Source organism: Chitinophaga sp. OAE865 (assembly GCF_040546735.1).
GTDB lineage: Bacteria > Bacteroidota > Bacteroidia > Chitinophagales > Chitinophagaceae > Chitinophaga > Chitinophaga polysaccharea_A.
The window spans coordinates 7,466,500-7,480,017 of record NZ_JBEPOF010000001.1; the positions used below are offsets into that span (position 1 = coordinate 7,466,500).

Here is a 13,518-nt window from a genome sequence, read left to right on the forward strand (position 1 = left end):
CAACCGGTGGCTTACCAGGAAACACAAATTACACAGCTCGGGGTCACTAAGGAAACGCCAACTTTATTTACACCCGCGTTACCGGGCGGATGTTGTTTTGTTATGCACTTGTTAAGCAGGGATGGCTGTTTGGTTTTGTTAATATCTTTAAGAATCATATCCCTAAAACCCCCGTTATGTCGACCACTACCTCAAAACACCACAGGTACCGGCGCCTGCAGCTTATAATAGTGAGCATGATTCTCGCAACCATTGCCGGCATTCTGCTGTATCCTATTCTAAAACAGCAAAAAGATATTTTACCGGGCATAGCTGCCAATGTGTACCTGGCATCTGCACCGGAAGATACCAGTGTGGGAAAATGCTTACGCTACCCCATACCTGCCACGGAACTGCAGAAGCTGTATCTGGCAAATGATCAGGCTGCCAGTCAGAAGTATACAGATGAAACAGTGTACATAAACGGCATTTACATTGGCACCGATATTAACCCTATGGGTACTGCTTATATGCTGCTTAAAAGCGCAGACAGGTTCCATGCCATCAAATGTTACCTGAGAAACAAGGAAGATATTAAAATAGCAAAAGGCAGCCCGGTATTGCTGAAGGGCTACTGCAGGGGACAGATCTGGGATCTTAAAATTGAGGAATGTGAATTACTGGATCTTCCGGAGGTAACCACAGGCAGGAAAGTAAAACGGGAAGCCGCTTCAGAAAAAGAAACAACCTCCCGTTTTAATCACACAAGATAGCCAAACAAACTATCGTCTTTATTCAGCTCGGTGATCTGGAAATTATATTTCCTGCAGTTGGCAATCAGTTTATCGTAATCCTCACGGCGCCTGAGTTCCACGCCTACAAGCGCGGGACCTATTTCCTTATTGTGCTTCTGGATATATTCAAACCTGGTGATATCATCATCGGGACCAAGTATGTGGTTCACAAATTCTTTCAGTGCACCCGGGCGTTGTGCGAAACGGACAATAAAGTAATGCTTCAGCCCTTCATACAGGAGTGAGCGTTCCTTTATTTCCTGCATACGGTCAATATCGTTGTTACTGCCGCTTACAACACATACCACTTTTTTCCCTTTGATGGCATCTGCATAATCGTCCAGGGCGGCGATAGAGAGCGCTCCCGCGGGCTCTACCACAATAGCGTCTTCATTGTATAACCGGAGAATGGTGGAGCATACCTTTCCTTCCGGTACCAGGTGCATTTTATCCAGCACGTCTTTACAGATCTCATAGTTAAGGGTGCCAACTCTTTTCACTGCTGCTCCATCTACAAAACGTTCTATTTCATCGAGGGTAACGGGGCCGCCGTTTTCCAATGCCCGGAGCATGGAAGGGGCGCCTTCCGGTTCCACGCCAATGATGCGGGTGTTGGGACTGTATGTTTTAAAATAAGTGCCAAGACCGGCTACGAGGCCGCCGCCGCCTACGGGCACAAATAGAAAATCGATGGCGGACTGGTCTTCCAGGATCTCTACTGCTACAGTACCCTGGCCTTCAATTATTTTTGCATTATCGAACGGGGGAATAAAAGTCATACCGCTGGCTTTTGTAAATGCCTGGGCTTCTGCAGAGCAATCATCGAAGGTATCTCCTGCAAGACGGATCTCTATATGATCGCCGCCAAACATATTCACCTGGTTAACTTTTTGCTTTGGTGTGATCACGGGCATAAACACCACGCCTTTTATGTTCATGGCTTTACAGGCATAAGCGAAGCCCTGGGCGTGGTTTCCGGCGCTGGCGCAGGTAACGCCTTTGGCCAGGAGCTCAGCAGGCAGGCTGCTGATCAGGTTATAGGCGCCACGCAATTTATAAGAGCGTACAATCTGCATATCCTCTCTTTTCAGATATACGTCACAGTTATAACGCCGGGAGAGATTGGCGCTATACATCAGCGGAGTGCGGGTTACGATTGGTTTCAGTTTCACCGCTGCGTCCAGGATATTCAGGGAATTGACACTACTCATTACTTCAGACATAAAATGTAATTAATACAAAAGGCAAAGCATCTTCGGGATTATCGAAATCATGGAACCTGTATTCAGTATAAGAAAGCAATATCCTTCCGTACTAAATACGAGCGCCAATAATTTCAATAATTCGAAAATGCTTTGCCATTGTAATTTATAATATAGCTATTACGCGTTGTTAGGGCGCAGCTTGCGTACAGCCGCACCTGCCTGCCACATTTCGCTTTCGCGGAGTTCTTTCAGTTCTTCGTTCAGCTTCTCGCGGTAATCCGGGGTGCTGTTGGAAGCGATAGAACGGGCAGCTTCTTTACCTGCAGCAACGCTGGCATACAGTTCATCAAATACAGGCTGGGTAGCTGCTTTGAACTTCTTCCACCAGTCGAGCGCACCACGCTGGGCAGTAGTAGAGCAGTTAGCATACATCCAGTCCATACCATTTTCTGCTACCAGTGGCATCAGTGACTGGGTCAGTTCTTCTACTGTTTCGTTGAATGCTTCAGAAGGGGAGTGACCATTCTTGCGCAGTGTTTCGTATTGAGCAGCGAAGATACCCTGGATACAACCCATGAGGGAACCGCGTTCGCCGGTCAGATCGGAGTATACTTCTTTCTTGAAATCTGTTTCAAACAGGTAGCCGGAACCAACGCCGATACCCAGCGCTACTACGCGTTCTTTAGCACGGCCTGTGGCATCCTGGAAAATAGCGAAGCTGGAGTTCAGTCCCTGACCAGCCAGGAACAGGCGGCGAAGGGAAGTACCGGAGCCTTTCGGAGCTACCAGGATTACGTCTACATCAGCTGGAGGAATGATACCGGTTTGTTCTTTATAGGTAATACCGAAACCGTGAGAGAAGTACAGTGCCTTACCAGGAGTCAGATGTTGCTTTAAAGTAGGCCACAGGGTGATCTGTCCGGCATCAGACAGCAGGAACTGGATGATAGTACCTTTCTGTGCAGCTTCTTCGATATCGAATAAAGTTTCGCCGGGAACCCAGCCATCAGCAACTGCTTTATCCCAGGTTTTGGAATTTTTACGTTGACCTACAATAACATTAAAGCCATTGTCTTTCAGGTTCAGTGCCTGGCCAGGACCTTGTACGCCATAACCAATAACTGCAATCACTTCGTTCTTCAGCACTTCCCTTGCTTTTTCCATAGGGAATTCTTCTCTGGTTACTACTTGTTCGAGTACCCCTCCAAAATTGATGGTTGCCATGTGTTGTTTTTTTAGCTTTTAGCTACTAGCTGTCAGCTATTAGCTGAGATGTGATTTGAATGAATAATGATTAAAAGATCAGCTGCCTGCGCTGGCCGGCAGCCAGTTATTTGCCGGAAGCAATGGCTAAATGCCGGGAGCTTCCTGTGTATGCAATTCTTTCAGATGCTCGTGAAAACGGCGGCTCCATTTCACAATGGCCACCCTGCCACTCTTTGTATACTCTATCAGGCCATATGGCTCCAGTTTCTTGATAAAGTCTGTCAGCTCCTGCTGGTGGCCGGTTTTCTCGATCACAAAATAATCTGCGGTGATCGTCAGGATACGCGCATTGTTTTCACGTATCAGTCTTTCGATATCACCTGTATGTAACGACCTGGTAGAAATCTTGTACAGTGCCAGTTCCTGGTATACCACCTCATCTTCTTCATGCACAAAAGCACGGTGAATTTCAATCAGTCTTTCTATCTGTCCTACTACCTTATCCAGCTTCTCACGTGTAGACATCACCGTTATTACGAACTTATACACACCGGGAATTTCTGTTTCAGCGGTGGTTAAGCTGGTGATATTGATGCCCCTGCGGGTAAATATGATAGTGATACGGTTGGTTATACCTATACGATCTTCCGTATATACCGTTACTGTATATTCTTTTTGCATATACCTGTTGTGAATTACAAATGATCAATATGAATCCTCCGGGCGCTGCTACTCCAGCCGGATGCTGGTAATGGGAGCGCCTGCGGCCACCATAGGGAATACGTTATCTTCTTTTTCCACTACTACTTCCAGCAGATAAGCGCCCTTGTGCGCCAGCATTTCATCAATAGCGGCGGATATATCTTCCCTTGCTGTTACTTTTTTACCGGGGATATAAAATCCTTTGGCAACCTGTACAAAATCGGGATTGACCATTTCAGTGGAGGAATAGCGCCTGTCAAAAAACAGTTGCTGCCATTGTCTTACCATCCCCAGGAAGTTATTGTTCAGGATCACTATTTTCACACCGATCTGTGACTGATGAATAGTGCCCAGTTCCTGGAGCGTCATCTGGAAGCAACCATCACCGATGATAGCTACTACTTCTTTTTCGGGCGTACCTGTTTTGGCGCCCATGGCTGCCGGCAGCGAAAAGCCCATGGTACCCATTCCACCGGAGGTGACATTAGTATTGGGTTTTTTGAAACGATAGTAGCGGGAAGCCACCATCTGGTGCTGTCCAACATCTGTTACCAGTACTGCTTCGCCTTTGGTTTTCTCTGAGATCAGGCGGATCACTTCCGCCATTTTCAGCTCGCCTTCCTGCGGATACAGTTCTGCATGCTGTACCTTATCGTATTCTTTTTTATCTGCGGCGCGGAATTCTTCCAGCCAGGCTGCATGTTCAGCAGGATTTACCTGTTTGAGCAATGCTGCCAGGGCCGGCTTTGCATCTGCGTGAACGGCTACATCAGCTTTAACGATCTTGTTGATCTCTGCAGCATCGATTTCGATGTGTATCACTTTGGCATTGGGAACATAAGTACCTACGTCGCCGGTTACACGGTCGTCGAAACGCATGCCTACCGCAATCACCACGTCTGCTTCACCGGTAAGCATATTGGGGCCATAGTTACCGTGCATGCCCAGCATACCTACGTACAGCGGATGATCTACCGGTACAGCCGACAGGCCCAGTAAAGTAGACCCCACGGGGATCTGTGCTTTTTCTGCCAGTGCGATCAGTTCCTGTTCTGCACCTGATAACAGTACGCCATGGCCACAGAGGATAAATGGCTTCTTAGCGCTGTTGATCAGTGCTGCAGCTGCTGTTACCGCTTCCTGGTTTAATTCAGGGATAGGGCGGTAGCTGCGGATATATTCACATTTTTTGTACTCGTATTCAAATTCCCCGAACTGTGCGTTTTTGGTGATATCCACCAGCACAGGGCCCGGACGGCCGCTGCGGGCAATGTAAAATGCTTTGGCTATTGCGCCGGGAATATCTTCCGGGCGGGTTACCTGTATATTCCACTTGGTGATAGGCATGGTGATACCGATCACGTCTGTTTCCTGGAATGCATCAGTTCCTAACAGGGCGGCGGCTACCTGGCCGGTTATGCAAACCATGGGGGTACTGTCCATATAAGCGTCGGCCAGGCCGGTAACCAGGTTGGTAGCGCCCGGGCCGGAAGTAGCAAAAGCTACGCCCACCTTGCCGGAGCTACGTGCATAACCCTGTGCAGCATGCGTGGCACCCTGTTCGTGCCGGACGAGAATGTGATGAACCCGATCCTGGAAATCGTAGAGGGCATCATAAATAGGCATGATCGCCCCGCCCGGATACCCGAAAATAGTGTCCACTCCTTCTTCGATCAGGGAACGGATCACAGCTTCGGAGCCTGTAATCACAGGCTTTACAGCTAACTGCTTATCTGCTATCTCAGGCTTCATCGGTAACACATCCTTCTGTTGCATTTTTTACAAGTTTTGCGTACTTAAATAAGATTCCATTGGTTACTTTCAATGCAGGTTGCTTCCATGCGGCCCTTCTTGCGGCCAGTTCTTCGTCACTGATCTCTACATTGATAAAGTTCTTCGTTGCGTCTATTTCGATGATATCGTCGTCTTTTACGAGTGCAATATTTCCCCCTTCAAAAGCTTCCGGGGTAATATGGCCTACCACAAACCCGTGGGTACCACCGGAGAAACGGCCATCGGTGATGAGGGCTACGCTTTTGCCAAGTCCCACACCCATGATGGCGCTGGTAGGCTTCAGCATTTCCGGCATACCGGGAGCGCCTTTCGGGCCTACCTGGCGGATGACGACCACATCTCCCTCTCTCACTTTACCGGAAGTAATACCTGCAATCAGTTCAAATTCGCCGTCGAATACACGGGCAGGGCCTCTGAAACGTTCGCCTTCCTTTCCGGTGATCTTGGCTACGGAGCCTTCAGTAGCGAGGTTTCCGTAAAGGATCTGGATATGGGCGGTTGGTTTCAGTGGTTTTTCCAGCGGCACAATGATATCCTGTGTGCTGAAATCTATGTCTGCCACGTTTTCCAGGTTCTCGGCTATTGTTTTACCGGTAACGGTCATACAGTTACCGTGGATAAATCCTTTCTTCAGGAGGTATTTCATTACCAGCGGAACCCCACCAATGTTGTGGAGGTCTTCCATCAGGTACTTACCACTTGGCTTCAGATCGGCGATCAGCGGTGTTTTGTCGCTGATACGCTGAAAATCATCCAGTTTAATATTGACGCCTACTGATTTTGCGATGGCAATGAAATGCAGTACGGCATTGGTGCTGCCACCCAGGGCCATGATGATGGTGAGCGCGTTTTCAAACGCCTCTTTCGTCATGATGTCGCGGGGCTTAATATCTCTTTCAAGGAGCAGGCGGATGTATTTACCGGCAGCGATACATTCATCTTTTTTGTCCTGGCTCAATGCGGGGTTGGATGAGCTGTACGGGAGGCTCATACCCAGTGCTTCGATAGCGGAAGACATGGTATTAGCGGTGTACATACCGCCACAGGCGCCGGCGCCGGGGCAGGAATTCTGTACAATGCCTTTGAAATCGCCTTCATCCAGCTTACCTGCCATTTTCTGGCCCAGCGCTTCAAATGCTGAGATGATGTTGAGATCCTGGCCTTTATATTTTCCGGGGGCGATGGTACCGCCGTAAACCATGATAGAAGGGCGGTTGAGGCGACCCATAGCCATCAGGGAACCGGGCATGTTCTTATCGCATCCGGGAACGGTGATCAGCGCATCGTAATACTGCGCTCCTGCAACGGTTTCAATGGAATCTGCAATCAGATCACGGCTAACGAGGGAATAGCGCATTCCCGGCGTACCATTGCTCATGCCATCGCTGACGCCAATAGTATGGAAAATGAGTCCGACCAGGTCGTTTGCCCAGACGCCTTTTTTTACGTCCTTTGCCAGATCATTCAGGTGCATATTGCAGGTATTGCCATCGTAGCCCATGCTAACGATACCTACCTGTGCCTTTTTCAGATCTTCTTCTGTTAAACCAATGCCATACAATTGTGCCTGCGCAGCTGGTTGCGTAGGGTCTTGTGTGATCGTCTTGCTGTATTTATTTAATTCCATTGCTTTTTGTTATTACCCCGATTACAGGTGTTTATAGGTACCCTATTTTAAAAACTCTGCACAAATTACCCGGTGACGTCGTCAAATTCAAACCAACTTATTCCAATTTACCGGTCTTCAAATCTGCCTTTTTAACTTCAAAACCCTTTACTGTAAAGGATTGTAAGTTTTTCGATTTACGACCTTCAAAGGATTTTAACTGTTGGCTGTTAGCATTTTAGCAGATGCTAACAGCTAACAGCCAACGGTTATGCTAATTGTGCTTCGCGTTGAAATGATTTTTCCAGCACTCTGGCTTTATAGGCCTGTTGGAGTAATTTTCCGAGCGACTGTGCCCATGGTTTGCTGAAAGACTGGCCGTCCAGGGAGTCGAGACCGATCACTTCTGCTGCAGTACCGCAGAAGAAAGCGCATTCAGCTTCTTTTAACTCAGGGATGGTAAATAATTTTTCTTCCAGTGGGATATTCAGTTCCTGGCAAAGTTCGATAACAGTGGCGCGGGTGATGCCTGGGAGGATGTTACCGGCGGGAGGAGTGTATATTTTGCCGTCTTTTTCAAAGAAGATGTTAGCACCGGGGCCTTCTGCAACGTAACCATTCATATCCAGCAGCAGCGCTTCATCGTAACCTTTTTCTTTTGCTTCCTGCGAGGCCAGTATCGAGTTTACATAAAGACCGGCAGATTTGGATTCTATTTTAAAGGCTTTTGGATTCGGTCGCTCGTAGGAGGAGGTCATAACACGCAGCAGCTTTTCTCCCAGGTATGCCCCCCATTCCCATGCACAGATCAGGATGTGCGATTCGGCGGCGGCTTTCAGTGTCATATTCGGCGGACAGAAAACCAGCGGGCGGATATAGGCTTCTTCCATGTTATTCATCTCCAGTACTTTATAACAAGCGGCGATCAGCTCTTCGTTATCAAATTTGTAGGGGATGTGGATCAGCTCGCAGGAGCGCTTCAAACGGTCGAAGTGTTCTTTTGCTTTAAAGATCTTCACTTCGCCGCTTGCGGTTTTGTAGGCGCGGATGCCTTCAAAAACAGCATAGCCGTAGTGGAGCGACTGGCCATACAGGTCAGTTGTAGCAGCATTTGCTTTGGTGTACTCACCGTTGATGTAAAGAATGGTGTTGTCGTTGTAATAGCTATACATAAAATTGAAATTATACCAGGAATATACAGTCCAAAAAAAAGCCTCCCTCTTTGCGGAGGAAGGCGTTATATTTTGTGATTATATGCACGTTTACCTATCCTCCATACTGGTGGCTAATAATGACAACGACGATAATCACGACCTTCGTGATAGCCCAGTTGAGCTGAGGTACGATGTGATTAAGTTTTATATTGTCTTTATTTACCCACATGGAGGCCCTTATTTTCTTTAGCGTTTCTACAAAAGTATCTGTGAAAAAAATAAAAAACAATAACACACCCAATATTTAGTAAAAAATCAATCACATTAAAGGTTTTTGAAAATATTTAAAAAAACAAACGAATAGCTGCGTATTTTCTAAACAAATCGCATGATCCTTATATATTAATCTACCGGTTTTGTGTAAAAAAGACGCGGATTTTGTCTGACTCAGGATTAAATGATTTGGGGAGAATTAGGCGAAAGTATCCGCTTAAATCTCCCCAAATCATTTTAAATCCAAAGTAATCAAATCAGGGTAATCAGCGTAATCAGTTTAATCCTGAGTCAGACAACCTCCGCTAAAAAAAATCCCGGTGCAGGAAGCACCGGGATAAAATGATTTCATTTCATTACTGTTCACGTTCTAAAAAATGATTTCATTTACTGTTCACTTGCTACGTTTACATGCAGGCATTTGTCGATGATATCCTGCAGTACCGTTTCTTTTTCCATGAGCCGCTGCAGTAAAACCAGCTGGTTCTTTGCGCGGTCGTAATTGTGTGTCGGATACTTGATGGGATAATACACATCACCATTCAGATAATCGGTGAGGAAGCGTATCCCCTGCATGTAGATCATGAACTTCCCGGCAAAGAACAATTGTTCCTTTTCTACTTTTGTCAAAGTACCGCCAATCTCTGCGAGATACCCCTGCATAAGGGCTTCGTAGTATTCTTCGCGGATAACGATCTGGCTGAAATCCCTTTCTTCTTCAGACACAGGACAAACATAAGTGCGTATCATGTCGCCGAGATCTGAGATGATTTTTCCGGGCATCAGGGTATCTAAATCACATACACAAATACCTTCATAAGTATCCTTGTTGAGCAATACATTATTGATTTTGGTATCGTGGTGCATCAGATGATCCCTGAATTCAGGATTTGTTTTCAGTTGTTCATACGTTACTGCGATGTCAGAATAGCGGAGGAAATCTTCAATCATCTCTTCTGCTGCAACTTTCCTGTCGTCCTTCGCCGTCCGGATCGCTTCCTGGAAAGCACTGTACCGGAGGGTCAGGTTGTGAAAGTTTGGAATCGAAGCTTTAAACGGCTTCAGGTCAATACCCGAAAGGTAACTGGCGAGGCGGCCAAATTGTCTGGCTGCTTCATACGCCTGCTTTGGGTTGTCGGCCTGATCCACCGTTACGGAATCCGCAATAAAAGGGATCAATCTCCAGTATTCGTTGTCAATTACAAAGAGCTCTTCCCCGTTAACCGTGGGGATCGGCGTAATAAACAGATAGCCGGGATGATGTACTGCCAGATAGTTTGCTGCCATTCTCTGGTTGGCGGCGATGACTCCTGGTTCCTTAAATACGTTTACATTGATCTTTTGTAAAACGTAGCTACTGCCGTCCTGCTTTTTTTCTAACAAAAAAGTGTTGTTGATGTGTCCTGATCCAAATTTTCGGACATTTAATCCTTCAGGCTCAAGTCCAAAAGCCTGAAGGATGCTTTTGTTGGGTTTTATTTCCATAAATTGTCTGGATATTCTCCATTCTCAACCAGCGCCGATAAGCTGGCCTGCACGCCTGGTGCATCTTCTTTATAGGTAACGCCAAACCATTTTGCACTGGTAGGTATCACCTTCACCGTGCCAATGCCACGGCGGGTAAATTCATCGGCTACAATTGTAATAAAGAATTCAGATTTAGGATTGCTGCTGTTCTTCTCCAAAAACTCGCTGAAAAGGCCCTGGCTCAGCTCAAATACACTCGGATGGAATCCCCAGAAGTTCATGGATACCGGCGTATTGGCCGCCAGCGGGTGCTTGCTGCCATCTGCCTCCTCGTAAACGATCTGTCCATTCTCCGGGTATATCTTGGTCCTTTCATTGATAGCCGCCAGGTTCCCGTCTGCGCTCACTTCGCATACACCGCGGGAAACAGAACCATGCTCACTGATCGTTTTGCCCAGCTCATACCCTACCACGCTGTATACGTTGGGCTTACAGCCGTTGTTCAGGAACTCCGCCATCTTAACAAAAGCATCAGTACCATAGAAATCATCTGCATTGATCACTGCAAATGGCTCATTGATAGCATTTTTCGCGCAGAGAACCGCATGGGCAGTACCCCATGGTTTGGTCCTGTCAGCAGGTACTGTATGACCATCTAAAAAAGCATCCATTTCCTGGTATACAAAATCAACAGCCACGCGGCCTTTGAGCTTCGGTTCAAAGATCTCTTTGAAATCTGCTGCAAAATTCTCGCGGATGATGAACACTATTTTTCCAAAACCGGCGCTGATAGCGTCGTAAATAGAGTAATCGATGATAGTTTCACCGCTGGGGCCAAATTTCTGGATTTGCTTTAAACTACCGTATCGGCTGGCCATACCGGCCGCCAGAATCAATAAAGTCGGTTGCATTTTTCTGATATTAGTTTTATAAAGTGTCAACTATTTACCTAAAAATATCGGCGCTAAATTTAATCATTAAAACTATTTTCACACTTTCTTTTTGTAGTAGTGCCCTTTTTTAAAGATTAATTAAACTGAACAATGAAGAGATTATTAGTGCTGGGAGCCTTTGCCATACAGCTTTTCACCGCTGCCAATGCGCAACAGAAAACAAATCCGGATGACATTAAAGAAAAAATGCAGTGGTTTGCTGATGCCAAACTCGGCATTTTCATCCACTGGGGCATCTACTCAGTTAAAGGAGTAGATGAATCCTGGTCATTCCACAACAAAAAAATATCTTACCCCGATTACATGCAGCAGCTCAAAGGCTTTACTGCAAATAATTACAACCCGCAGGCATGGGTCGATCTTATCAAAGCATCCGGCGCCCGCTACGCGGTAATGACCACCAAACACCACGATGGCGTGGCCCTGTGGGACAGTAAATACAGTAAACTGGATGTTGTTAACAGTACGCCGGCGAAAAGAGATGTGCTCACGCCTTTCTACGCGGCTTTGCGGCGCGATAGCATCAAATGTGGTGCCTATTTTTCCCTGATCGACTGGAGCCACAACGATTATCCGCAGTTCCTGAAAGACAGTAACCGCTACGATATCAAAGCACAGCCTGAAAGATGGCAGCGCTTCCTGAAGTTCTACGAAGGACAAATGGCGGAAGTAATGACGAAGTTCAACCCGGATCTCTGGTGGTTCGATGGCGACTGGGAACATTCCGCAGAGGAATGGGAAGCGCCCAAAATGCGGCAGATGCTCACCTCTCATAATCCCAATACCATTATCAACGGGCGTTTACAAGGCTATGGCGATTATGAAACCCCTGAACAGAATTTTCCCGTGTCACGCCCGAAGTACCACTGGTGGGAACTTTGCATGACCATCAACAGCAACTGGGGCTGGCAGCCACAGGATACCAACTGGAAAACACCCTTTGAGATCATTACCATCTTCGTGGATGCAGTAAGCAACGGTGGTAATCTTCTCCTCGATATTGGCCCCAAAGCCGATGGCAGCATCCCCGAAGAAGAAGTAAACGTACTGAAAGAACTGGGCGCCTGGAACCAACGCAACGGCGAAGCCATGTTCAACACCATCGGCGGTATCCCCCAGGGTCACTTCTATGGCCCCACTACCCTGTCTAAAGATTCTACCACCCTTTACCTGTTCCTTCCTGCCAGAACCAGCGGCCAGGTAATGGTAAAAGGCCTGTCCAATAAAATTGAAAACATCACCGTGCTGGGCAATAACAGCCAGCTTACACATAAAGTAGTAGGCAAAATTTCCTGGAGCCCGGTACCCGGACTGGTATTCATCAATGTGCCGGAAAATGTGCACGACAAATACATCACCGTACTGAAAGTGAAGCTGGATAAGCCCGTAAAATTGTACAGGGGCCAGGGCGGCTTCCTGACCAACGATTAATCAAATCAACCGACCGCGCATGCTTTCTTACAATCATATTACCCTCGACCCGTTTCAAACCAGCTGGCTGCCGGCGCACCTCAGCGCCGCTATGCTCCGCCTGGATAAGATACACCCGGAAATATCAGGGAATAAATGGTTTAAACTGAAATACAACATCGCGGCAGCCAAAGCAAATAACAGCAAGGGCATCCTTACTTACGGCGGCGCCTACTCCAACCATATTGCCGCCACCGCCCTGGCCTGTAAGGAAGCGGGCCTGCACTGCACAGGAGTTATAAGAGGAGAAGAACATCATAAACACCTTAATCACACCCTGCAAACCGCAGAAAATAATGGTATGGAACTGGTTTTTGTGAGCCGTGAAGACTACCGCAGCGGCAAAGCGGCCAATACCTCGGAAATGATGTTTCCCCATTACCATATTGTTCCGGAAGGCGGGCACAATGCAGCAGGCGCCAAAGGTTGCGGGGAGATCCTTTCGGTACTCCCCGCAACCGGCTTCACACATATCCTCTGTGCAGCAGGCACCGGTACTACCCTCGCAGGTCTTATCAACAGCGCGCAGCCCTATCAGCAGGTAACTGGCATACCGGTGCTGAAAGGTGCACAATACCTTGAAAAAGAAGTGGCCGGCCTGCTCCAACCCGGTGGTACCAGCCACTGGCAGCTTTTATACGGCCACCACGGTGGCGGCTATGCAAAAAAAACGCCCGCCCTTATAGATTTTATCAATAATTTTTACAAAGAAACAGGCATCCCCACAGACATTATTTATACAGGTAAACTGGTAATGGCTTTCCGTGAACTGGCGCAGCAGGGCTACTTTCCGGAAAACAGCAGGGTGCTGCTGATACATACCGGCGGCCTTCAGGGCAATCTTTCCCTCCCTCCCGGCGTTCTATCCTTTTAAAAACTGTTCATTATATTTGAACGGTAGTGTATTTTTGCCAA

The 13,518-nt window shown here is 47.3% G+C and carries 11 protein-coding genes; 3 read left to right on the forward strand and 8 right to left on the reverse strand.

Features of this window, described 5'->3' with window-relative positions:
* Positions 1–176 precede the first annotated feature (176 nt).
* On the forward strand, positions 177–752 hold the full coding sequence (locus ABIE50_RS29715) for an OB-fold protein (RefSeq protein ID WP_209862408.1): 576 nt from the start codon (positions 177–179) through the stop codon (positions 750–752).
* Here the strand turns inward: ABIE50_RS29715 and ilvA are convergent.
* The 8 genes from ilvA to ABIE50_RS29755 all read right to left on the reverse strand — a co-directional run bounded on the left by ilvA (position 740) and on the right by ABIE50_RS29755 (position 11,091).
* A complete protein-coding gene (gene ilvA, locus ABIE50_RS29720; protein WP_209862410.1) occupies positions 740–1,996 on the reverse strand; it encodes a threonine ammonia-lyase IlvA in 1,257 nt (418 codons plus the stop codon). The genes ABIE50_RS29715 and ilvA overlap by 13 nt on opposite strands.
* Before the next feature lie 159 nt (positions 1,997–2,155).
* Positions 2,156–3,202, reverse strand: a complete 1,047-nt coding sequence (gene ilvC, locus ABIE50_RS29725; RefSeq protein WP_142686237.1) for a ketol-acid reductoisomerase — start codon at positions 3,200–3,202, stop codon at positions 2,156–2,158.
* Between the two features lie 126 nt (positions 3,203–3,328).
* Positions 3,329–3,865, reverse strand: coding sequence for an acetolactate synthase small subunit (ilvN, locus tag ABIE50_RS29730; protein WP_142686236.1), 537 nt, complete (start codon positions 3,863–3,865; stop codon positions 3,329–3,331).
* Between the two features lie 48 nt (positions 3,866–3,913).
* Positions 3,914–5,662, reverse strand: coding sequence for a biosynthetic-type acetolactate synthase large subunit (ilvB, locus tag ABIE50_RS29735; protein ID WP_354028236.1), 1,749 nt, complete (start codon positions 5,660–5,662; stop codon positions 3,914–3,916).
* A complete protein-coding gene (gene ilvD / locus ABIE50_RS29740; RefSeq protein ID WP_209862412.1) occupies positions 5,628–7,307 on the reverse strand; it encodes a dihydroxy-acid dehydratase in 1,680 nt (559 codons plus the stop codon). The genes ilvB and ilvD overlap by 35 nt, the downstream gene beginning before the upstream one ends.
* Before the next feature lie 248 nt (positions 7,308–7,555).
* Positions 7,556–8,458, reverse strand: coding sequence for a branched-chain amino acid transaminase (locus tag ABIE50_RS29745; protein WP_209862414.1), 903 nt, complete (start codon positions 8,456–8,458; stop codon positions 7,556–7,558).
* A 642-nt stretch (positions 8,459–9,100) separates the two neighbouring features.
* Positions 9,101–10,198, reverse strand: a complete 1,098-nt coding sequence (locus tag ABIE50_RS29750; protein ID WP_354028237.1) for a phosphotransferase enzyme family protein — start codon at positions 10,196–10,198, stop codon at positions 9,101–9,103.
* Positions 10,189–11,091, reverse strand: coding sequence for a sugar phosphate nucleotidyltransferase (locus ABIE50_RS29755; protein WP_209862420.1), 903 nt, complete (start codon positions 11,089–11,091; stop codon positions 10,189–10,191). Before ABIE50_RS29755 ends, ABIE50_RS29750 begins: the two co-directional genes overlap by 10 nt.
* A gap of 132 nt (positions 11,092–11,223) precedes the next feature.
* Here ABIE50_RS29755 and ABIE50_RS29760 point away from each other — a divergent pair, with 132 nt between their 5' ends.
* Together ABIE50_RS29760 and ABIE50_RS29765 are read left to right on the forward strand one after the other, a co-directional pair.
* Positions 11,224–12,564: an alpha-L-fucosidase gene (locus tag ABIE50_RS29760; protein WP_209862423.1), complete on the forward strand. Its 1,341-nt coding sequence runs from the start codon at positions 11,224–11,226 to the stop codon at positions 12,562–12,564.
* A gap of 19 nt (positions 12,565–12,583) precedes the next feature.
* A complete protein-coding gene (locus tag ABIE50_RS29765) occupies positions 12,584–13,477 on the forward strand; it encodes a 1-aminocyclopropane-1-carboxylate deaminase/D-cysteine desulfhydrase (RefSeq protein WP_209862426.1) in 894 nt (297 codons plus the stop codon).
* Positions 13,478–13,518 lie beyond the last annotated feature (41 nt).